Here is a 20810-nt window from a genome sequence, read left to right as displayed (position 1 = left end):
AATGCGCTCGGGTCGCCTGCCCTGCGCGAGCGCTTGCGCGCGCTCGTCTACGCAGCAGGTCCCGCGAGCCACCCTTCATGCCACCGACCTGTTGATGACCGTCATCATTGTGCGTCCTCAGCGTTTTACCCCATGACGCCCCGGGCGCCAGCCTCAGTGCGGCGATACCCTACACCCTCTTCCGCCGCTGTCCAGCGCCGCCACAGCGGTGGCCCGCCGCAGGACATCGCGCCCCGACACCTCACATCAGGCGCCTTGTACCGCCCTGCTAGCTGCTATCCTGCCAACGACACGCGTAGCCACGCCGCCTGCTCAGTGCCAACACGCCTGAGTCCGGTTGGGCTGCCCAACCCCTGTGCGGTACACTGAGGCCCCAATATGGCAACGATGCGTTCACGGACAAGAACCTCATGCGTCTGACTGATTGGCGAGCCTGGCAGGCGAGTGCGACCCGCACCGCCCACGACAGCCGCGTAGATATCACCCCCTCCCCGCGTGCCGAGCAAGTCCCGGCCATGCAGCGTCGTCGACTCAGCCCGGTCGGCCAGGCCTGCTGCAAGCTGCTGTTCGCGCTCGACCCTGACGCCGACCTGCCCATCATCCATGCCTCGCGTCATGGCGATACCGGCAAGATTCTCGCCCTGCTGGATGCCGCCACCCAGTCCGACGAAGCCCTGTCACCGGCGCGCTTCTCGCTCTCGGTGCACAACGCCGTGCTGGGCATGTACTCGATCACCGGCAAGTCCCATCAGCCGCTGGAAGCCCTCGCCGCCTGCGGCAACGAATTCGAGGCGCTGATGAGCGAGGCGCTCGGCTATCTGAGCGAGCGCGAGGACGTCATCGTGCTGTTCTCCGATATCACCGCGCCGGAGGCCTTCCTGCACCACGGTGACTACCCGGCCTGCGCCAGCGCCGTCGCCCTGCGCCTGAGCCGCAGCAGTGAGGATGACAGCGCATGGACACTGAGCGCCACGCCTGGCGAATCGTTGACGGACAGCGCCCCGACGCCGCTTGAGGTCATCGCCTGGCTTGAGCAGGCCGGGGCTGAGGCGCTCGCCTGTCGTCGCCATCACTGGCAGCTGAGCCGCGCTCACGCCGCCTCACCGACGCCGCCAGCAGACTGATGCCACGCATGCTGTCGTCACCCCTCGGGCGCCTGTGGCGTGGCATCGCCACGGCCATCAGCTTCCTGACCTTCGGGCTGGGCGGCTTGCTGGTGGGGGGAACGTGGCCACTGCTGACACTGGTGGTACGCCGCCCCGAGAAACGACAGAAGCTCGCGCGCAGCATCATCCATCACTGCATGCGCGGCTTCGTGGGTCTGATGCGCGGCCTGGGCGTGCTCGACTATCGCCTGCACGACTGCGAGCGCCTGCAACGCCCGGGCCTGCTGGTGCTGGCCAATCACCCGACGCTGATCGACGTGGTCTTCCTGCTCGCGCTGATTCCCCACGCCGACTGCGTGGTCAAGGGGCGGCTGGCACGCAACCCTTTCACCCGTGGCCCCATCCGCGCCGCGGGCTACATCACCAATGAAGAGCCGCAGGGCGTGCTCGAGGCCGCCGGCGCGAGCCTGGCGCGCGGCAATGCCTTGATCCTGTTTCCGGAGGGCACGCGCAGCGTGCCCGGGCGCGCGCTGAAATTCCGCCGCGGCGCCGCCAACATCGCGCTGCGCACGCCCAGCGAGATCACCCCCGTGCTGATCGACTGCCAGCCCAGCACCCTGACCAAGGGCGAGCCCTGGTATCACATCCCGGCCCGGCGGGTGATGCTCAATATCAAGGTACTGCCGGACATGACGGCGCATGTCGCACCGCCACCGGCAGCAGAGGATGAGGTGCCGCTGTCACGCGATGCCCGCCAGTTGACGCGCCGCCTGGCCAGCGACTTTGCCGCTGAGCTGGCCGCCTTCCAGCAACGGATTCGCGAGTTATGACAACGCGCTGCGCCGCACTGCCCCTGATCTCGATGCTGATCAGATAGCGAGAAAAACGGATTAAGATATTCGGCCTTCCCGCCGTTAATAAAGCCTGCTGCCATTCATACCGGCCATTATCGGTACGCCGACACGAGGAATACTCATGAGCGATAGCGCCAAGCTGGAACTGGAACTCAAGCAACTGATCATCGACACCCTGGAGCTTGAGGACATCACGCCGGACGACATCGTCGCCGATGAACCGCTGTTCGTGGACGGCCTGGGACTGGACTCGATTGACGCCCTGGAGCTCGGTCTCGCGCTGCAGAAGCAGTACGGCATCACGCTGGACGCCGAAGCCGAGGACACCCGCGCGCATTTCGCCAGCCTCAATGCCCTGCGTGAACTCGTGGAGGCCCGTCGTGAGCGCTGAGCAACAGACCGCGTCCCGCGAAGAGATCTATGCCCATGTGCGCAGCACCCTGATCGAGCTGTTCGAGATCGATGCCGCTGACATCCACCCCGAGGCGCTGCTCTATGAAGACCTCGATATCGACAGCATCGATGCGGTGGACCTGGTGGTCGAACTCAAGAAGTTCACCGGCCGTCGCATCGAAGCCAATGACTTCAAGAACGTACGCAGCCTCGATGACGTCGTGACCGCCGTCGAGCAGCTGATGCAGCGCCAGGCATGACGTCATTGTCCTCTGGTCGAAGGCGGCGCCCGTCACTGACGAGCCTGCTGCTCGGCGGGCTGGGCGTGGTGGCTGCCGTGTGCTGGCCGCTGCTGGTCTATGCCCTGCTCTCGCGGTTGACGGCAGACCCGGCGGGCGACGCGACCAGCGGACATGTCTCGCCCTGGGTGTGGGCACTGATCGCGCTGGGCGCCTTGCTGATCCAGCGTCTGCCCCTGCCCTTGATCCTGCGCCTGACGCTGGCCGCGCTGCTGATCGCCATCAGCCTGCTCAGCGAGGCGGAACTGGGGCTGCGCGCCTATCCGGTGCTGGTCAATCTGGCCATGCTCAGCGTGTTCGCCACCAGTCTGTGGCGCGGCATGCCGGTCATCGAGCGTCTGGCGCGTCTGCAGGAGCCTGATCTGCCCGCCGCCGGCGTGCGTTATACCCGCAAGGTCACCCGTGTGTGGTGCGGCTTCTTCGTCTTCAATGCCAGTGTCGCCGCGGCCACGGCGCTGTATGCCGACCTAGCGACCTGGACGCTCTACAACGGCCTGGTGAGCTACGTGCTGATGGGGCTGCTGTTCTGCGGCGAATGGCTGGTACGCCGTCGCCTGCGCCGCGCCGATGGCTGAGTTCGGTTATCGATGAGCTTGGCTATCGATGAGCTCGGCTATCGATAGCTGAGTCCATGCATGGATACGCCCGGCGTGGATACGCCCCCAGATGAATTCGACTTTCTGAAGAGTTGCCTGCCTCACATGTCTGATGCCCGCCAGCCTGCCAGCCGCGCCACCGCACGCTCCACTGAGCAAGACGCCGCCCAGCGCGCCACCTCCCTCATCCATCAGGGTTGGCGCCAGCTCGCCCGACTCGCACCCGCGGCGCCGGCCTGCTGGCTGGCCAGTCCCGGTCAGCCGCTGCGCCCGCTGAGTCGTGCCGAGCTGATGGCACGCGTCGATGCCTGGCATCAGTGGCTGGACAACCTGCCCGCAGCGCATGCTGGCCGCCGGCCCGGCGCACGCTGGGTGCTGTTCCAGCCCACGGCGCTTGGCGCCTGCGTGCAGCTGCTGGCGCTGTGGGAGCGCGGCATGCTCGCCGTGCTACCCGGCGATGACCGCCCGGAAACCCTGGCCCGCCTGGCCGAGAGCAGTGATGGCAAGCTGCCCGAGACCAGCGCCGCTGGCTGGCCGCCAGAGCAACCCGGCACCGCCAGCTCTACCGGCTCTACCGGCGCTGTCAGCTCTACCGCCGCACCGCATACACCGTTCGAGATCACACCCGACGGCGCGCGTCTCGCGCTGGAACTCTGCACTTCCGGCTCCACCGGTGAGCCGCTGCGCATCGCCAAGCGCTTCGATCAGCTCGAGGCCGAACTGGCCGTGCATCGCACGCTGTGGCCGCTGGCGTCAGACACTGACTCAGCGTCTGAGCCAAGCACAGGCACCGTCAGCCTCAGCCAGGTCAGTCACCAGCACATCTACGGTCTGCTGGTGTCGCTGCTGCGCCCGCTCAGCGAAGGGGTAACGTTTCTCAGCGAAGCCTGTCATTACCCGGAGCAGCTGGCCGCCGCCATCGCGCAGCTGTCCGGCCTCGGGCATCGCTGCCAGCTGGTCAGCTCGCCGGCCCAGCTGGCGCGCCTGCCCCAGGCCAGTGACGGGAGCCGCGTGGCGGGCCAGGCTCAGGCTCAGCTGTTGCGGGTCTTCTCTTCAGGTGCCCCGCTGCCGGCCGAGGCCGCCCGCCACGCCGAGAACTGCCTGCAGGCGCCGGTGATCGAGATCTACGGCAGCACCGAGACGGGCGGCATCGCGCATCGCCGCCAGCACGAGACGCCCCACTGGACACCGCTGCCGGAGGTCGAGCTCCGCTTCTCGCCCGCCTTCGCGGTGCGCTCGCCGTTTCTGGAGCAGCCAGACCAGTGGTGGCAGCAGGCCGACAACGCCGCGCCAGTGGCGGCTGAGACGCCGTCGCAAGGCGAGCAGCAGGCGGCGCCACGCTTCCAGCTACTGGGGCGCAGTGATCGGCTGGTCAAGCTGGCCGGCAAGCGGGTCTCGTTGAGCGCGGTGGAGCGCTGCCTCAGCGCGCAAGCGGAGGTGCTGGAGGTACGTTGCCTGCCGATGCCCACCCGCGATCATCGCCTGGGCGCAGTGGTGGTGATGGACGAGAGCGCGCTGCCGCAGGACCACGCCAGCCGCCGCGACCTGATCGCGCGGCTGCGCCGTGCACTGATGCCGGGCTTCGAGCGCATCGCCCTGCCGCGCTACTGGCGCTTCGTCACGCGCCTGCCGCTGAATGCCCAGGGCAAGTTCACGGCGGATTCCGTCGCGCGACTGTTTGCCGACCTCGACGATCATCGTCTGCCACGCTGGCTGGGCGAGACCTCCAGCGGCCCGCAGCAGCTGACGCTGGAAGCCGAGGTGCCCGACAGCCTGTGCTATCTCGAGGGTCATTTCGCCGCCCAGCCACTGGTGCCAGGCGTGGTGATGCTCAAGTGGGCTCGCGATCTCGGTCGCCGCCTGCGCCTGGCGGGCGTCGGCGTGCAGGAAAGCCGTTTTCAGCGTCTGGAGCGCATCAAGTTCTCCAACCTGTTGCTGCCGGGCATGCGCTTCACGCTGGCTGCGACACTGGTCGCCGACAGCCACGGCCTGCGCGTCGACTTCCGCCTGGAATCCCGCGCGGGCCTGCACGCCAGCGGCCGCTTGCGCTACGGTGCTGAAACCGATGACACACCTCTCAGTTCACCTCTCAGTTCGCCACTTAGTTCACCCCAGACGACACCCACACCGGAGGCGTCATGAGCCAGCCCCAGGCGCCGATGACCGGCCACACATCCTCTCCCCCCAGCCGCGAGTCGTCACTGCGCGCCTGCGTGGTGATTCCGGTCTACGACCACCCCGCCACCATCGCCGGCGTGTGTGCGGGTCTGGCGCCGCTCGGACTGCCCATCGTGCTGGTGGATGATGGCTGCAGCGCACCCTGCGCCGCGGTGCTGGATCAGCTAGCAGCCGAGGGTCATCACCTGGTGCGTCGCGAGCAGAACGGCGGCAAGGGCGCTGCCGTACGCAGCGGCCTGCAGGCAGCCGAGCAGCTCGGCTTCACCCATGCCCTGCAGGTGGACGCCGATGGACAGCACGATGTCGGCGATCTGCCCGCCTTCCTCAACGGCATGCAGGAAAACCCCGACTGCCTGCAGATCGGCTATCCGCAATACGACGCCAGCGTGCCGCGCATCCGCTTCTATGGCCGCTACGCCTCGCACATATGGGTGTGGATCAACACCCTGTCGCTGGCCATCCGCGACACCATGTGCGGCGTGCGCCTCTATCCGCTGGCCGCCACCAACCGTCTGCTGGCGCGTCATGACTGTGGCGACCGCATGTCCTTCGACACCGAGGTGCTGGTGCGCTGGTACTGGGCCGATGGCGAGGTCGCCAATCTGCCGGTGCATGTCAGCTATCCCACCGGAGGCGTCAGCCACTTCCGCCCCGGTCACGACAACCTGTTGATCAGCGCCATGCACACGCGGCTGTTCCTCGGCATGCTGCTGCGCTCACCGAAACTTGCCTGGCGCACGCTGTCGGGACGCAATGGCAAGTCGCCATCCACTCATGTCAGTCGCCCCTCGCAGCCTGACGACGCGAAGGGGAAACACGAATGACCCATTGGGCACGCCTGTCGGAAACCGGCTCCACCACTGGCATGCGCCTGATGGTGATGATTCGTCGTCGCCTCGGTGCCTGGCCGTTTCGCATCGCGCTGTTCCCGGTGCTGGTGTGGTACTTCCTGCTGCGCGGGGTGGCGCGGCGCGCCTCCTTCGACTTCCTCAAGCGCCTCGAGCCAGAGCTTGGCGGCGTGCGTCTGTGGGCGAGAAGCTTTGCCCACTTCATGCAGTTCGGTGAGGCGATCATGGACAAGGTCTCGGCCTGGAGCGGTGAGATTCCGCTGACCTCGCTGACCGGCACCGGCCCGGAAGACCTGCGCGACGCCGCGCTGCGTGGCGAGGGCGGCATCATTCTCGTCGCTCACCACGGCAATCTGGATGTGATCAATGCCATCGGCGAGCGTCACGACATCGACCTGTGCGCGCTGGTACACACTCGCCACGCCGAGAAGTTCAATCAGCTGCTGGAGCAGGCCACCGGTCGCAAGCCGCCGCAGATGATCGAAGTCAGCGAGATCACGCCTGCCACCGCCATGGCGCTGGGCGATCGCGTCAATCGCGGCGGCTTCGTGGTCATCGCCGCCGACCGCGTGCCGATTCCGCCCACCGTCGACGATGCCAAGGCAGAAGCCAACACGGCAGAAGGCAGCAGACCCGCGTCGCCGGCGAGTGCCGCGGCCTCACCGCGCGTGCTGCACTGTGACTTCATCGATCAGCCCGCGCCCTTCCCGCAGGGCCCCTTCATGCTGGCCGCACTGCTGCGCTGCCACGTCTACACCCTGAGCTGCATTCGCGAACAGGGCGGCGCCCATCCGCGTTTCCGGGTCGATTTCGCGCCCTTCGATGACAGCCGCGCCGTCAAGCGCAGCGGTCGCGAGGCGTGGATCCAGCAGGCCATGCAGCGTCACGCCCGTCATCTGGAAGCACGCGTGAAGCGCCATCCGCTGCAGTGGTTCAACTTCTTCGACTTCTGGCATCAGGCGCCAGACAGCGCGTCGAATCCAGACAGCACGTCTGCTCCGAAACAGGACGCCTGATCCGCGCCGGGCCTGCGACAACGCTGCTTCGCGCCCGGCTCTGCAGCCTTCACCTTGTTCGGTCTTCACGTTCAGCGCATTTTCACGCTTCTCTCTTCGCCAGGTACCTCGTCATGTCACAGCCCGCCACCTCTTCCTCCGCCCTGATTCTCGACGGCAGTGATATCACCCTCGAGCAGTTGATCGATGTCGCCGAAGGCCGCCGTGAGGTGCGCCTGACTTCGGATGCCGCCTTCCGCGCCCGTATCGAGGCCGGCCCGGCCCTGCTGGAACGCCTGCTGGAAGAGGAAGGCGTGGTCTACGGCGTCACCACCGGTTACGGCGATTCCGTGACGCGTGCCGTGCAGGGGGCAGAGGACCTCGAAGCCCTGCCGCGCCACCTCTATACCTTCCACGGCTGTGGCATGGGCGCGGACCTGGATGTGGTCAGCAGTCGCGCGGTGGTGATGGTGCGCCTCGTCTCGCTGTGCCGTGGTGTCTCCGGGGTCAGCATGGCGCTGCTGGAGCGCCTCGTATGGCTGCTCAATCACGACATCCTGCCGCGCATTCCCGAGGAAGGCTCGGTGGGTGCCAGCGGCGACCTCACCCCGCTGTCCTATGTGGCCGCCGTGCTGTGTGGCGAGCGTGAGGTCTGGGTGCGCCCCGGCGCAGGCCAGCCCCACGCGCTGCGCCCGACGGCGGAGGTCTTCGCGGCACACGGCCTGACACCCTATGTGCTGCGCCCCAAGGAAGGTCTGGCGCTGATGAACGGCACCGCCGTGATGACGGCCCTCGCCGCGCTGGCCTACGGCCGCACCACCTACCTCAGCCGCCTGAGCGCGCGCATTACCGCGCTCAGCGTGCAGGCGCTGGAAGGCAACCCCTACCACTTCGATGCCGATCTGTTCGCCGCCAAGCCGCATCCCGGTCAGGCCCGCGTGGCCCAGTGGCTGCGCGATGATCTGGCCCACCCGGCGGCGCCGGAAGTCGATGCCACGCCGATCAACTCGCCGCGCCTGCAGGACCGCTACTCGACGCGCTGCGCGCCCCACGTCATCGGCGTGGTCGAGGACAGTCTGAGCTGGTGGCGCAGCTTTCTCGAGACCGAGCTCAACAGCGCCAACGACAATCCGCTGATCGATGTCGAGGCCGGCAAGATTCTCCACGGTGGCCACTTCTACGGCGGCCATGTGGCGATGGTGATGGATAGCCTCAAGACGGCGGTCGCCAACCTGGCCGACCTGCTCGACCGCCAGCTGGCACTGCTGGTCGACAGCCGCTACAACCGTGGCCTGCCCAGCAATCTCAGCGGTGCCACGCTCGAGCGCGCGCCGCTCAATCATGGCTACAAGGCGGTGCAGATCGGCGCCTCGGCCTGGACGGCGGAAGCCCTCAAGCTGACCATGCCCGCCAGCGTCTTCTCGCGCTCCACCGAGTGCCACAATCAGGACAAGGTCAGCATGGGCACCATCGCCGCGCGGGATGCGCTGCGCGTGCTGACACTGGTGGAACAGGTCGCCGCCGCCACTCTGCACGCCGCCGTGCAGGGCAGCGAGCAGCGCGCCGACATCACGGGTCAAGCCGCCACGCCGCCCAGACTGGCCGCCTTCACTCGTGAACTGCGTGAAGACATCGCGCCCCTCGAGGAAGATCGCGCTCTGGAAGCCGACCTGCGCCTGCTATGTGCGCGCATCCGTGAGCGCCATTGGACCCTGAGCGCCATTGGACCCTGAGCGCCGGCAAGGCCAACGGATGAACGAGAAACAAGTCATGAATCAGCCCACAGACACCCCGCTGCCGACCGCCACGGTAGAGATGGAAGTGCCCTTCCACGACGTCGACATGATGGAAGTCGCCTGGCACGGCCATTACGTGCGCTATCTCGAGATCGCCCGCTGCAAGCTGCTCGACATGCTCGACTACAACTACCCGCAGATGCGCGATTCCGGCTACGCCTGGCCGGTGATCGACCTGCGCCTGCGCTATGCCGGCCCGGCGCGCTTCGGTCAGCGCATCGCCGTTACCGCACGGCTGCGCGAGTGGGAAAACCGTCTCAAGCTCGACTACGTGATCCGCGATGTCGAGAGCGGCAAGCGCCTGACCCGCGGCTACAGCGTGCAGGTCGCGGTCGGGTTGGAAGATGGCGAGATGCTGCTGGCCTCGCCCGCCGCGCTCAGCGAGCGGCTGGCCGCCTGGCAGGCCGAACAAGCGCTGACACACACCAGTGATTCGCCTGCCTCCCCTTCAGAAACACAAGGAACGCCGTAATGACTTCGCGCCTTGCCATTGCCGCCACTGCCCTGCTGCTGACTGCCGGTGCCTCCTGGGCCAGCGCATCCGAGACCAATGCCTCAGAGACCAGTGCTCCCAATACCAGCGACGCCAGATTCGACGCCCGCGCCCTGACGCAACAGCTGGCGCGCACCGCCCCTGTCTGCGGTGATTTCCAGCAGACACGCTGGCTCGAGGATGTCGGTGCAGAGCTCGAGAGCCGGGGTCATTTCCGTCTGATCGGTGACCCGAACGCACCCGAAGGCCTGGTGTGGGAAACCACTTCACCGATTGAAGACCGTCTCGAGATGCGCCCCGATGCCAGCGAAGGCCCGAATGGCGAGCCGCTGCCGGCCGACCAGCAGGCGATGGCGGAGCTGTTGATCAGCTTCTTCCACGGCGACTGGCAGGCGCTCGAGGAGCACTTCTCCCTGACGTTGACGGGCACGCCGGATGACTGGCAGGCCAGCCTGACGCCCAACGATGCCCGGCTGGCCGAGGCCATCGAGCGTCTCGAGATCGACGGTGGCAGCTGGCTGGAACACGTGAATCTCGACAGCGGCGATGGTGACCGCCTTGAGCTGACGCTCACCGCCGGCGGTCACTGCGAGCGATGACATCGCCCAGCCGTGAGCCGCGCAAGGGGCTGGATCGCGCCATCTGGCGCTGGCTGTGGGCCGCCGCCCTGCTGCTGTGCGCCCTGCTGCTGGCCGCGAAGATCGTCCCGCAGAGCCCCTGGCGCGGGGCGATCGACACCCGCATCACCGCCATGCTGCCACAGCAGGAACGCAGCCCGCTGGCGGCGCGCGCCGAATCGCTGGATGACACCGCCAACCGGCTGGTGATTCTGGTCGGCAGTCGCGATGCCAGCGCCGCCGCACGCAAGCAGCGTGACGCCGCCGCCCAGGCGCTGCGTCAGGCGCTCGCGCCCATCGCGAGGCTGGATGACGGCAAGAGCCTCGAAAGCCTGCGCCTGCCGGCAGAGGTCCAGCCGGCCCTGATCGCCCCGTCGCTTGCAGGCCTGAGTGACGATGACTGGCAGGCGCGCGCCCTCAGGCAACTGTTCCAGCCCGGCGGCCAGCGCGACCTTATCCGTGATCCCTTCGGCCTCGCTGGCGCCTGGCAGAGCTGGCTGACGCCCGCCAACCTGTCGCTGTCCGGCGGCCAGCTGTTGCTGCGCGCGCCGGCTTCCGCTGGCTCAGTCAGTAACGAACAGGACAGTGACGAGCAGAACAGCGAAGAAGGCGGTAGCGGCTATCGCCTGATCAGCGCCACCCTGACGGGCAGCGCCTACGCGATGAGTGACCAGCAGGCGCTGGAGCAGGCCGTGAATGGCGTGAAGGCCGACTATCCCGACGTCCAGCTGCTGCGCTCCGGACTGGTCTTCCATGCCAGCAACGGCGCGCAACAGGCCAAGCAGGAGATGTCGACCATCGGGCTCGGCTCGCTGATCGGCGTGCTGCTGTTGCTGTGGGCGGTGTTCCGCACCCCGCGGCGGCTGCCCTTGCTGCTGGTGCCGGTGGCCACCGGCGTGCTGTTCGCGCTGCCGCTGACCTGGTGGGCCTTCGGCAGCCTGCATGTGCTGACGCTGGCCTTCGGCGCCAGCCTGATCGGCATCTCCATCGATTACGTGCTGCATCTGGAGTGCATGCGCCGCCTGGCGACGACGAATGGCCGTGGCGGGCTCGCCGCGCTGTGGCCGGGCCTGACGCTGGGGCTGTGTTCCAGTCTCGCCGCCTATCTGGCCATCACCCTGACGCCGATGCCCGGCCTGCGCCAGATGGGCATGTTCGCGGCGCTCGGCTTGATCGGTGCCTGGCTGAGCGTGCGCCTGTGGCTGCCGCAACTGCCACTGCCGACGCAGGCCACCCGCGAGGACTCCCCCGCCGCCCGCGCCGCAGGATGTCTGGCGCGCGCCATCCCCGACAAGCGCAGCTGGCAGGCACTGGGCCTGCTGCTGGTAGCCGCGCTGGCAAGCCTCTACGGACTGCGCAGCGATGACCGCCTCACGCAGCTCAACCCCTCGCCTGCGTCTCTCATCAACGAGCAACGCGAGGTCCAGCGCCTGCTCGCCGAACCGGACGGCCTGCGCTACCTGATCGTGCAGGCCGAGACAGACGCCGCCCTGCTCACGCGCCTGCATGCGCTGGAAGACACCTTCCAGCAACTGAATGCACGCCAGCAGCTGGGCCACTGGGCGAGCCTCGCTCAGCAACTGCCGACACTTGAACGGCAGCAGGCCAATCTCGGCGCCATGCGTGAGCGCACCCGCACCCTGCTGCCCCAGGTGCTGAGCACCGCAGGCCTGCCACCCGAGCTGGTCACACGTGCCGAGCAGGCCATCGCAGACGCTCACCCGCTGCGCCCGGCGGACTGGGTCGCGCTGCCCGCCGGCGAGATGGGCCAGCGACTGTGGCTCGACTCACGCAGCGCCGCCATCGGCATCGTGCGCTTCGGGGATGTCACGACTGAGGGCAGCGAAGCGCTTGCGCGCCTCGCCGCGGATGACGACAGCCTCGAGTATGTGGATCAGGTCGCCAGGCTCTCGACGACACTGGGCAGGATTCGCAGCGAGATGGCCTGGCTGGTCGGCGGCGCGGTGGTCTTCATCAGCCTGCTGCTGGCGCTGCGCTATCGCCGCAGCACCTGGCGAGCCCTGCTGCCGCCAATGGGCGGACTGGTACTGACGCTGGCGGCCCTGACGCTGGCAGGCGTCGGCCTCAACCTGTTCCACCTGCTGGGCCTGTTGCTGGTACTGGGGATTGGCCTGGATGCGGGCATCTTCTGTGCCGAGCATCCCGCGCGCAGCGCAGAAAAAAGCAGTGCTGGCATCTTCTGTGCCGAGCATCCTGCGCGCAGCGCAGAGAAAGGTAATCCCACGCGCAGCGCGAATGAAAAAGCTGGACAAGACAGAGCAGAGGCCAGCACCAGCCGTGCATCGCAGGCCAGCCTGCTGGCGATTTCACTGTCGTGCGCCTCCAGCCTGCTAGCCTTTGGGTTGTTGAGCTTCAGTCAGACACCGGCGCTGGCAGCACTGGGGCTGGCCTGCCTGCTGGGGCTGAGCGCCACCTGGTGCCTGGTGCCCTTCGCGCGCAGTTGATTCGGGCCATAAGCGAGAGGCAAGCGAGAGACAAGCAAGCCGCAGGGAACGCAGCGCAACATGAACACATAACGATAACGATATCGACAACGACAGGGGACGATGCCATGGAATCGGCAGATCGCAGCAACAACCCACCACGCAAGGAAGTCATCATCATCGGCGCCGGACCCGCCGGCGCGGCGGCGGCAGCGTGGCTGTCACGCGCGGGCCATGCGGTGCGCGTACTGGAGCGCAGCCACTTCCCGCGCTTCTCCATCGGCGAGAGCCTGCTGCCACGTTGCATGCAGCATCTGGAGGCCTGCGGCTTGATGGAGGCCGCCGCCGCCGGTGGCTATCAGCGCAAGACCGGCGCGGCCTTCACCCGCCGCGGCGAGCATCGCGTGATCGACTTCCGCGACAAGTTCAGCGACGGCCCCGGCACCACCTGGCAGGTGGAGCGCGCCGACTTTGATCAGCGTTTGATCGAGGGCGCGCGGGCGGCGGGCGCCGAGGTCGAATTCGGTGTCACGGTCACGGGCTTCACTCCCGCCCGCCCCGCGCAGAGCGACGCCACTGGCCATGTACAGGGGCCGCGCTTGACGCTGGCGGATGGCCGCGAGCTGGAGGCCGCCTTCGTGCTGGATGCCAGCGGCTATGGCCGCGTGCTGGCGCGACTCGAATCACTTGAGCGTGACCCGCGTCTGGAGCCGCGCATGGCGCTGTTCGGCCATGTCCACGATGGCATCGCCGACCTCGCGCCGCCCGCCGAGGGCTATCGCCGCGACAATATCCTGATCGCCTCGCATCCGACGCATCCCGATGTCTGGTACTGGCTGATTCCCTTCACCAATGGCCGCGCCTCGCTGGGCGTGGTCGGCCCGCGCGAGCTGATCGAGCCTGGCGCCGAGGACGATGCGCAGACACGTCTATGGCAGTGGGTGATGGAAGAACCACGCCTGGCGGAGCTGCTGCGCGATGCCACGCCCGCCAACGCCGTGCAGTCGCTGGGCGGTTACAGCGCTGATGTCAGTCGTCTGCATGGCCCGGGGTATGCGCTGCTCGGCAATGCCGGAGAGTTTCTGGACCCGGTGTTCTCCTCCGGCGTGACCATCGCACTGGAATCGGCGCTGCGTGCCGCGCCGCTGGTCGTGCGTGAGCTTACCGCGACCCGCGATGAGCAGCGCCCCGACTGGGCCAGCGAATACGAGCAGCCGCTGCGCCGTGGCATCGAGGTCTTCCGCGAATTCGTCACCGCCTGGTACGACAGCCGTCTGACCGACATCATCTATCATCCCGAGCCGCATGCGCGGATTCGCCAGATGATCAGCGCGGTGCTCGCCGGTTACGCCTGGGACACGGACAACCCCTTCGTCAGCGCCAGTCGCCGCCGCCTGACGGCCCTTGCCAGACTGACCGCGCCCGAACAGGCACTCGTGCATGACGCGATGCAGGAAAGCGACTCGCTCGCTGGCCTCAGCGCCTTCGGCCGCGCAGCAAGCGTCGGCGAGAACAGGTAAAGTAGCGTCATGAAAAACATGTCTTTCGCCTCTCACGCTGTTTCTACTGGGCTGCACACAGTCGGGCTGCGTTCAGTCGGGCTGCGTTCAGTCGGGCTGCGCAGCCGCCTCGGGCTGGCCAGCCTCGCCGTGGCCGCCACGCTGCTGTTGAGCGGCTGCAGCCTGCTCGCCCCAAAGCCGCTGGAGGCTGTCAGCCCGATGCCGGCGCTGGCGAGTCTCGAGCAGACCAGTACCCAACGTCTGATTCTGCGTGTGGCGCGTATAGAGAGTGATGACAGCGCAAAGCGTGCAGTCGATGCCTATGAAAGTGCCGATGCCAGTGCCGATGCCAGGGCCGAGGTTGGCGAGAGTGAGCAGGAGCAGAATCTGCCGCCTCTCATCGGCGTCCTGCGTCAATCGCCCGAGGCCATGCGGCTGGTCATGCTCAGCGTGCAGGGCCAACGCCTGCTGACGCTGGTGCATGACGCCGATGGCAGCCGTTTCGAGAAGGCACGCCCCGAGGTGCTCGAGAAGCTGCCCTTCAGCGCCGACTGGCTGGCGCGGCGTATCGCCTGGGTGCACTGGCCGCAGGCCGCGATCGATGCCGCCTTTGCGAACACAGGCTGGCAGCTGGTACAACGCGGCGACTGGCAGCTGGTACAACGCGGCGACTGGCAGCAACGCCGCCAGCCCGCGCAGCGCATCATCACGCAAGATGGTGTGACCATCGCCGAACTGACCCGCGATGCCAGTGGCCGCGTGACCCTGCGCGACCCGGCGGCCGACATGCAGCTGACGCTGGAACCGCTGGCAGCGCCCAGCACACAGAACGCCCCTGACGACTCACCGGAAGCTCCCGCGCATGACTGAATCTGTTGCAACCGTGGCCACCACTACCCCCAAGGGCCGCGACACTGGCAACGCCTGTCGCCTGTCACGCCCCGGCATCGTCTGCCCGCTGGGCGCAGACCACGGCCTGATCAGCAGTGCGCTGTTCAGCGCCAGCCGTGGCCTGCGTGTCAGTGATGACTTCAGCCCCGGCACGCCGCTGTCGCTGGGGCGCGTCACCGCGCGGCTGGTAGATGACAGTGACTGGCCGGCCCCGCTGCGCTCACGCAACAACCGCCTGCTGGCCACCGCGCTTGAGCAGCTGGCACCGGAGCTTGAAGCCCTCAAGCGTCAGGGCATCGCGCCGGAGCGCATCGGCGTGGTGCTCGGCACCAGCACCTCCGGCATCGGCGAGACAGAAGCCGCGATGGACGCCCAGCGCGCCGCCGTCGCCCAGGGCACGCCGAGCGCCGACAGCTGGCCGCAAAGCTTTGAATATCGTCACCAGGAACTGGGCGCGCCCGCCGAGTGTGTCGCCTGGCTGAGCGGCGCGCGCGGGCCGATCTACACCCTGTCCACCGCCTGCACCTCCAGCGCCAAGGCGCTGGCCAGTGCGCGACGTCTGCTGGCCTCCGGCCAGTGCGATGCGGTGATCGCCGGTGGCGCCGACAGCCTGTGCCACATGACGGTGAAAGGCTTCATGAGCCTGGAGGCCGTCAGCCGCAAGCAGAGCCAGCCGCTGGGGGCCGAGCGCGATGGCATCAATCTGGGCGAGGCCGCGGTGCTGTTCGTGGTCACGCCTGAGCGTGGTGGCGTACAGCTGACCGGCGTCGGCGAATCCAGCGATGCCCACCATATTTCCGCGCCCTGCCCCGATGGCAGCGGCGCCGAGGCCGCCATGCGCGGCGCGCTCGCCAGTGCCGGACGCGCTCCCGGCGAGATCGACTACATCAACCTGCACGGCACCGCCACGCCGCTGAATGACGCGATGGAAAGCCTCGCCATCAGCCGCCTGTTCGGTGCAGATGCCGACTCTGACACCGGTTCTGATATCGATCACGCCCGTCTGCCCGCCGTCAGCTCGACCAAGGCCCTCACCGGCCATACGCTGGGCGCCTGCGGGGCACTGGAAGCCGCCTTCTGCTGGCTGGCGCTGGAACATGGCCGCCTGCCGCCGCATGCCACGCCGCGTGAGGCGCTGGACCCGACACTGCCTGCGCTCAACATCGTCTATCGTGACCGCCCCGAGACCCCGCCGCTGCGGGTGATGAGCAATGCCTTCGCCTTCGGCGGCAACAATATCTCGCTGGTGCTGGAGCGCCACACCACCGACCCGGAGTCCTCTGCATGCTGACCCCGAGCACCGACTCAGTTTCCCCTGCTGGCGCTGATGTGCAGCCCCGTGAGGCGCGCTATCCCGCCATGCCCTGCGCCATCGGCCCCTATGTGCCCCATGATGCGGGCATGTGCCTGCTGGATAGCGTGCTGCGCTGTGACGAGCATTCGCTGAGCACTGACATCACCCCGACGCCAGACAACCTGTTCGCCGAGCAGGACGCCGACGGCCAGGCCGTGATTCCCGCTTGGGTCGGGCTTGAATGGATGGCTCAGGCCATCGCCGCCTGGTCGGGCCTGCAGGCCGCGCGTAGTGGCCAGCCGCCACGGGTCGGCTTTCTGCTCGGGAGTCGCCGCTATGAGAGCGAAGTCGCCGCCTTTTCCTGCGACTGTCGCTGGCAGATTCATGTTCAGCTCGACTATCGTGCCGACAACGGTCTGGGCGCCTTCGAGGCCACCATCAGCGACGAGCACGGCGCCACTGTCGCCCGTGCCGGCGTCAATGTCTTCGAGCCCGCGCCCGAGGCGCTGCCCTCCGCGGCGTCTACGCAAGAGACCGCACAAGAATCCTCACCCGGACAGCAGGATGCTGCCGGTGCCTCATCGCAAGGTAATGTCTGATGTCTGTCACATCCCCCGCTACTGAAACTGCCACCGCCGCCCCTGAAGCACGCGAGTGGATTCTGGTCACCGGCTCCAGCCGTGGCATCGGCCGCGCCATCGCGCTGCGTCTGGCCCGCGAAGGCTACAACCTGGTGCTGCATTGTCGCTCGCGCCGTGACGCCGCCGAGGAGGTCGCGCGTGAGATCAGCGCCCTGGGCGGCGAATCGCGCATCCTGAGCTTCGATGTCGCCGACCGTGAGGCCGCGCGCAGCGCGCTGGAAGCCGATATCGAGGCCCACGGCTGCTACTACGGGGTGGTCTGCAATGCCGGTATCCATGCCGACAACGCCTTCCCGGCGCTCACCGATGAAGACTGGGACAGCGTGATCCGCACCAACCTCGATGGCTTCTACAACGTCATCAAGCCGCTTTCCATGCCGCTGGTACGCCGCCGCAAGCCGGGGCGCATCATCGTGATGTCCTCGGTGTCGGGCATGATGGGCAATCGGGGGCAGGTCAACTATTCCGCCGCCAAGGCGGGGCTGATCGGCGCGGTCAAGGCGCTGGCGGTGGAGCTGGCCAAGCGCCGCATCACCGTCAATGCCGTCGCACCGGGCGTCATCGCCACCGAGATGACCGAAGGCGTCGAGATGGAAGAAGCGCTGAAGATGATTCCCATGCGCCGCGCGGGGGAAGCCGAGGAAGTCGCCGCCACCGTGGCCTTCCTGTGCTCGAAGGACGCCGGCTACATCACCCGTCAGACCATCGCGGTGAATGGGGGGATGTTCTGATGACGACTTCCTCTCACGCACTGCGCGGCAGACGTGTCGTGGTCACCGGCATGCATGGCTTCTCGCCCATCGGCAATGACTGGCCGACCCTGCGCGCCAACCTGGCCGCCGGGCGCACCGGCATCCGCTATATCGAGGACTGGGACAAGTACGACGGTCTCAACACCCGCCTCGGCGCGCCGGTCAACGACTTCGAACTGCCCAGTCACTACAACCGTCGCGCGCTGCGCAGCATGGGCCGTGTGGCGCAGCTGGCGACCCGTTCCAGCGAGCTGGCGCTGGAAGCGGCCGGCCTGAGTGACAGCCCGCTCAAGGAGAGCGGCCAGATGGGCATCGCCTATGGTGCCTCGGCCGGTGAGCCGGACGCGGTGGCCGACTTCGGCAACATGCTGATCAACCACTCCACCGACGGGCTCAGCGCCAATTCCTATATCCGCATGATGGCGCACACCGCGCCGGTCAATATCGGCGTATTTCTCGGCATCAAGGGGCGGATCCACACCACCTCCAGCGCCTGCACCTCCGGCAGTCAGGGCATCGGTTACGCCTATGAGGCGATCCGCTTCGGCCGCCAGACCGCGATGGTCGCCGGTGGCTGCGAGGAGCTGTCCGCCGCCGACGCCGCCGTGTTCGATACCCTGTTCGCCACCAGCACCTGCAATGAGCGCCCGGACCTGTCACCGCGGCCCTTCGATGCCGAACGTGATGGCCTGGTGATCGGTGAAGGCGCCGGCACGCTGATTCTGGAAGAGCTGGAGCATGCCCTGGCGCGCGGCGCGACCATCCACGCCGAGATTCTCGGCTTCGGCACCAACTCCGATGGCCGTCACGTCACCCAGCCGGACGCCAACATGATGGAAGCCGCGATGCGCATGGCGCTGGAGGATGCCGGTGTCGAGGCCAGTGAGATCGGCTATGTCAGCGCCCATGGCACCGCCACCGAGCGCGGCGATATCGCCGAGAGCCACGCCACCCATGCGGTGTTTGGCGATTCCACGCCGATCAGCGCCTTCAAGAGTTACACCGGCCATACGCTGGGTGCCTGTGGCGCGCTGGAGGCCTGGATCGCCATCGAGATGATGCGCGATGGCTGGTTCCACGGCACCGCCAATCTCACCAGTCTCGACCCACGCTGCGCGCAGCTCGACTACCTCACCGGCGCAGGCCGCGAGATCGAGACGGACACCGTGATGAGCAACAACTTCGCCTTCGGTGGCATCAATACCTCGCTGATTCTGCGTCGCTGGCAGGGTGAGTGAGTCACTGGCAATCTGATCTGGCGCCAGTCACCACGCTTCGCGCTGACGCCTCTGCAGGGTGTCGCCAACGTACGACTTTGCAGCGGGTCGGATCTGGCGCAAGATACGCGCCCGCTGCATGGTCTATGGTGTGATTGGCTCACGCCCCTGGCTGGCTGACGGCGATATTCACTGGCGTCGCGCCAGTCAATCACCCTGTTAGGAGAGGTCTCAGATGGCGTCACGTTCTGCTCAGTCGCTCGCATCCTCGAAACGTTCCGCGGCACCTGCCACGCGCGCCCGCTCGGGTCGCGCCTCGCGTGTGCTGACACTGGTGTCTGCGCTGCTGCTCGGCTCTGCGGGGCTTGTGGCCTCCGCGCCGGCGGTGGCGCGGGACACGCAGCACTTCCTGCCGATCATGCCGGTGATGGCCAGCACCGCGGCCAGTCAGCGACTGGGCAAGGACGTGGCCTTCTTCTTCGGTGACAAGCAGCCCTACGAGCGAATCGAGAAGCGCGGCTGGGCGCGGGTGAACCCGAAGACCAACGCCACCAACAAGAGCGATGCGGAAGCCTGTCGCTGGGTGTTCCTGTCGGCGCTGCGTGAGCTGCAGGAAAAGGCGCGCGAATACGGGGCCAATGCGGTCATCAACATTCGCAGCGACTATGACAAGGTGCCCTACTCCAGCAGCGAGAAGTACGAGTGCCATGCGGGCAATATCGTCGCGGGCGTCGCGTTGCGTGGGGATCTGGTGATCCTGCATCCGAAGAACTGATTCGTCATCATGATGGCCAGGCAAGGCAAGGATGTGAGCGGGGCAAGTGAGCCGGTTGAGGATAACTCGGCAATCGAGCCAGCGGCGCGTCCGACCGATCACCCCGCCTACCGCTGTGTGGTGCTGGGGCATGCTGCAGCGGATGGCTCCGCTTCGCTGAGCGCAGGTTCACTGAGCACTGGCTTGCTTAACAACGAGCTGCCAAGCACCGAGCCGCTGATCTCGCATGATCCCCATGCCCTCGCCGCTTCACTGGCGTCTGGCGGCGCTGCCCGCGCCTTGCCGAATCCCAGCTCTGAATCATCCCCTCGGCCAGCCCGCCTGTGGCTGGCCGAGGCGTGTGTGCTGCCAGCATCCTGTGCTGATTCCTCTGCTCCCTCTATCAACTCCTCGGCTGAGGCTTCCCGCCATCGCGCGCTGCGCGCTCGCCAGCCGGATGTGGATAACGCGGACACCCCCGTGTCATCTACCAAGGCCCGCCGTCGCCAGCAACGAGAAGCCGAATCGCACCTCGCCCGCCTTCTGCTCGGCGAACTCGCCGCTGCCCAAGGCATTGCGCTACCGCTGGCCGACTGGTCGCCGCGTGGCCAGGCACCCCATCACCCTGCGCTACCGGCTGGCTTCTACGTCTCCATCGCCCACCGCCACGGCCATGTACTCGTCGGCCTCGCCACCCTCCCGCTCGGGCTGGACCTCGAATACCGCAACCCCCGCCACGCCCACGAACTCGACGCCCGTATCGCCATGCTGCCTACAGACGCACGCGAACGCCTCGCCGAGGCATCACACCTCAGCGAGACAGAACGATTGGACGGGTTTTATCGGGAATGGGTAGGGTATGAATGCACATTAAAACATTCTTTATCCACATGACTCCAAAATACTTCTGTCACCTTTTTCGATCTTGATACTTATGTGTCGGGTTCCGTCTGATTGATTACAGACTGGGTAAACAGCTCCGGCCGTTCGGCCTGCCACTCCCCCCCACTGTCACACTAGTTGGAGTATCAGCGGCTGTTAGACTCTGAACCATATGGGGCGTGATGAGGTTCCGATGAAGTACTCCGACGAGCGCCGGGAGGCCATCCTCAAGAAGCTGCTCCCGCCGCACAACCGCACGGT

At 67.0% G+C, this 20810-nt stretch carries 20 protein-coding genes; all 20 read left to right on the top strand.

What is annotated here, in order from left to right; all coding sequences use genetic code 11:
- Positions 1-410 precede the first annotated feature (410 nt).
- The 20 genes from IZU87_RS10710 to IZU87_RS10615 all read left to right on the top strand — a co-directional run bounded on the left by IZU87_RS10710 (position 411) and on the right by IZU87_RS10615 (position 20561).
- Complete coding sequence (locus IZU87_RS10710) at positions 411-1124, top strand: beta-ketoacyl synthase chain length factor (RefSeq protein ID WP_213114497.1); 714 nt, start codon at positions 411-413, stop codon at positions 1122-1124.
- 8 nt (positions 1125-1132) lie between these two features.
- Positions 1133-1936 (top strand): lysophospholipid acyltransferase family protein, encoded by an 804-nt coding sequence (locus IZU87_RS10705; protein WP_213114494.1) that lies wholly within the window; start codon positions 1133-1135, stop codon positions 1934-1936.
- Between the two features lie 145 nt (positions 1937-2081).
- Positions 2082-2351 (top strand): phosphopantetheine-binding protein, encoded by a 270-nt coding sequence (locus IZU87_RS10700; RefSeq protein ID WP_043331448.1) that lies wholly within the window; start codon positions 2082-2084, stop codon positions 2349-2351.
- Positions 2341-2613, top strand: coding sequence for an acyl carrier protein (locus tag IZU87_RS10695; protein ID WP_349305180.1), 273 nt, complete (start codon positions 2341-2343; stop codon positions 2611-2613). Before IZU87_RS10700 ends, IZU87_RS10695 begins: the two co-directional genes overlap by 11 nt.
- Positions 2610-3227 carry a COG4648 family protein gene (locus tag IZU87_RS10690; protein ID WP_249330541.1) on the top strand — a complete coding sequence of 206 codons (618 nt, stop codon included), beginning with the start codon at positions 2610-2612 and terminating at the stop codon, positions 3225-3227. Before IZU87_RS10695 ends, IZU87_RS10690 begins: the two co-directional genes overlap by 4 nt.
- A gap of 126 nt (positions 3228-3353) precedes the next feature.
- Entirely contained in the window at positions 3354-5390 is a 2037-nt protein-coding gene (locus tag IZU87_RS10685) for an ApeI family dehydratase (protein WP_213114492.1), read from the top strand.
- Positions 5387-6250, top strand: coding sequence for a glycosyltransferase family 2 protein (locus IZU87_RS10680; RefSeq protein WP_249330540.1), 864 nt, complete (start codon positions 5387-5389; stop codon positions 6248-6250). Before IZU87_RS10685 ends, IZU87_RS10680 begins: the two co-directional genes overlap by 4 nt.
- Complete coding sequence (locus IZU87_RS10675) at positions 6247-7290, top strand: lysophospholipid acyltransferase family protein (RefSeq protein WP_213114491.1); 1044 nt, start codon at positions 6247-6249, stop codon at positions 7288-7290. The genes IZU87_RS10680 and IZU87_RS10675 overlap by 4 nt, the downstream gene beginning before the upstream one ends.
- 113 nt (positions 7291-7403) lie before the next feature.
- Complete coding sequence (locus IZU87_RS10670) at positions 7404-9002, top strand: HAL/PAL/TAL family ammonia-lyase (RefSeq protein WP_213114490.1); 1599 nt, start codon at positions 7404-7406, stop codon at positions 9000-9002.
- Between the two features lie 37 nt (positions 9003-9039).
- Positions 9040-9537, top strand: coding sequence for an acyl-CoA thioesterase (locus IZU87_RS10665; protein ID WP_213114489.1), 498 nt, complete (start codon positions 9040-9042; stop codon positions 9535-9537).
- Positions 9537-10157 (top strand): LolA-related protein, encoded by a 621-nt coding sequence (locus IZU87_RS10660; protein WP_213114488.1) that lies wholly within the window; start codon positions 9537-9539, stop codon positions 10155-10157. The genes IZU87_RS10665 and IZU87_RS10660 overlap by 1 nt, the downstream gene beginning before the upstream one ends.
- Positions 10154-12640 carry an MMPL family transporter gene (locus IZU87_RS10655; protein WP_213114487.1) on the top strand — a complete coding sequence of 829 codons (2487 nt, stop codon included), beginning with the start codon at positions 10154-10156 and terminating at the stop codon, positions 12638-12640. The genes IZU87_RS10660 and IZU87_RS10655 overlap by 4 nt, the downstream gene beginning before the upstream one ends.
- Positions 12641-12747: 107 nt before the next feature.
- Entirely contained in the window at positions 12748-14139 is a 1392-nt protein-coding gene (locus tag IZU87_RS10650; protein ID WP_213114486.1) for an NAD(P)/FAD-dependent oxidoreductase, read from the top strand.
- A 9-nt stretch (positions 14140-14148) separates the two neighbouring features.
- Complete coding sequence (locus tag IZU87_RS10645; protein WP_213114485.1) at positions 14149-14988, top strand: DUF3261 domain-containing protein; 840 nt, start codon at positions 14149-14151, stop codon at positions 14986-14988.
- On the top strand, positions 14981-16300 hold the full coding sequence (locus IZU87_RS10640) for a beta-ketoacyl-ACP synthase (protein ID WP_213114484.1): 1320 nt from the start codon (positions 14981-14983) through the stop codon (positions 16298-16300). The genes IZU87_RS10645 and IZU87_RS10640 overlap by 8 nt, the downstream gene beginning before the upstream one ends.
- Positions 16294-16902, top strand: a complete 609-nt coding sequence (locus IZU87_RS10635) for a hotdog family protein (RefSeq protein ID WP_213114483.1) — start codon at positions 16294-16296, stop codon at positions 16900-16902. Before IZU87_RS10640 ends, IZU87_RS10635 begins: the two co-directional genes overlap by 7 nt.
- Positions 16902-17675, top strand: a complete 774-nt coding sequence (gene fabG / locus IZU87_RS10630) for a 3-oxoacyl-ACP reductase FabG (protein WP_213114482.1) — start codon at positions 16902-16904, stop codon at positions 17673-17675. Before IZU87_RS10635 ends, fabG begins: the two co-directional genes overlap by 1 nt.
- The gene (locus IZU87_RS10625; RefSeq protein WP_213114481.1) at positions 17675-18934 is read left to right on the top strand and encodes a beta-ketoacyl-ACP synthase; all 1260 of its coding nucleotides are present in this window, start codon (positions 17675-17677) and stop codon (positions 18932-18934) included. Before fabG ends, IZU87_RS10625 begins: the two co-directional genes overlap by 1 nt.
- 214 nt (positions 18935-19148) lie before the next feature.
- Positions 19149-19688 (top strand): heavy metal-binding domain-containing protein, encoded by a 540-nt coding sequence (locus tag IZU87_RS10620; RefSeq protein WP_213114480.1) that lies wholly within the window; start codon positions 19149-19151, stop codon positions 19686-19688.
- Between the two features lie 9 nt (positions 19689-19697).
- A complete protein-coding gene (locus IZU87_RS10615) occupies positions 19698-20561 on the top strand; it encodes a 4'-phosphopantetheinyl transferase family protein (protein WP_213114479.1) in 864 nt (287 codons plus the stop codon).
- Positions 20562-20810 lie beyond the last annotated feature (249 nt).

Source organism: Cobetia sp. MC34, assembly GCF_018340035.1.
In the GTDB taxonomy this organism is placed as follows: Bacteria; Pseudomonadota; Gammaproteobacteria; order Pseudomonadales; family Halomonadaceae; genus Cobetia; species Cobetia amphilecti.
This window is presented reverse-complemented; position numbering and strand designations above follow the sequence as displayed.

Bases quoted from the DNA above. Each gene is read 5' to 3' on its own strand.
- IZU87_RS10710 (WP_213114497.1), top strand. From the start codon at position 411: ATGCGTCTGACTGATTGGCGAGCCTGGCAGGCGAGTGCGACCCGCACC.
- IZU87_RS10705 (WP_213114494.1), top strand. From the start codon at position 1,133: ATGCTGTCGTCACCCCTCGGGCGCCTGTGGCGTGGCATCGCCACGGCC.
- IZU87_RS10700 (WP_043331448.1), top strand. From the start codon at position 2,082: ATGAGCGATAGCGCCAAGCTGGAACTGGAACTCAAGCAACTGATCATC.
- IZU87_RS10690 (WP_249330541.1), top strand. From the start codon at position 2,610: ATGACGTCATTGTCCTCTGGTCGAAGGCGGCGCCCGTCACTGACGAGC.
- IZU87_RS10685 (WP_213114492.1), top strand. From the start codon at position 3,354: ATGTCTGATGCCCGCCAGCCTGCCAGCCGCGCCACCGCACGCTCCACT.
- IZU87_RS10680 (WP_249330540.1), top strand. From the start codon at position 5,387: ATGAGCCAGCCCCAGGCGCCGATGACCGGCCACACATCCTCTCCCCCC.
- IZU87_RS10675 (WP_213114491.1), top strand. From the start codon at position 6,247: ATGACCCATTGGGCACGCCTGTCGGAAACCGGCTCCACCACTGGCATG.
- IZU87_RS10670 (WP_213114490.1), top strand. From the start codon at position 7,404: ATGTCACAGCCCGCCACCTCTTCCTCCGCCCTGATTCTCGACGGCAGT.
- IZU87_RS10665 (WP_213114489.1), top strand. From the start codon at position 9,040: ATGAATCAGCCCACAGACACCCCGCTGCCGACCGCCACGGTAGAGATG.
- IZU87_RS10660 (WP_213114488.1), top strand. From the start codon at position 9,537: ATGACTTCGCGCCTTGCCATTGCCGCCACTGCCCTGCTGCTGACTGCC.
- IZU87_RS10655 (WP_213114487.1), top strand. From the start codon at position 10,154: ATGACATCGCCCAGCCGTGAGCCGCGCAAGGGGCTGGATCGCGCCATC.
- IZU87_RS10650 (WP_213114486.1), top strand. From the start codon at position 12,748: ATGGAATCGGCAGATCGCAGCAACAACCCACCACGCAAGGAAGTCATC.
- IZU87_RS10645 (WP_213114485.1), top strand. From the start codon at position 14,149: ATGAAAAACATGTCTTTCGCCTCTCACGCTGTTTCTACTGGGCTGCAC.
- IZU87_RS10640 (WP_213114484.1), top strand. From the start codon at position 14,981: ATGACTGAATCTGTTGCAACCGTGGCCACCACTACCCCCAAGGGCCGC.
- IZU87_RS10635 (WP_213114483.1), top strand. From the start codon at position 16,294: ATGCTGACCCCGAGCACCGACTCAGTTTCCCCTGCTGGCGCTGATGTG.
- fabG (WP_213114482.1), top strand. From the start codon at position 16,902: ATGTCTGTCACATCCCCCGCTACTGAAACTGCCACCGCCGCCCCTGAA.
- IZU87_RS10625 (WP_213114481.1), top strand. From the start codon at position 17,675: ATGACGACTTCCTCTCACGCACTGCGCGGCAGACGTGTCGTGGTCACC.
- IZU87_RS10620 (WP_213114480.1), top strand. From the start codon at position 19,149: ATGGCGTCACGTTCTGCTCAGTCGCTCGCATCCTCGAAACGTTCCGCG.
- IZU87_RS10615 (WP_213114479.1), top strand. From the start codon at position 19,698: ATGATGGCCAGGCAAGGCAAGGATGTGAGCGGGGCAAGTGAGCCGGTT.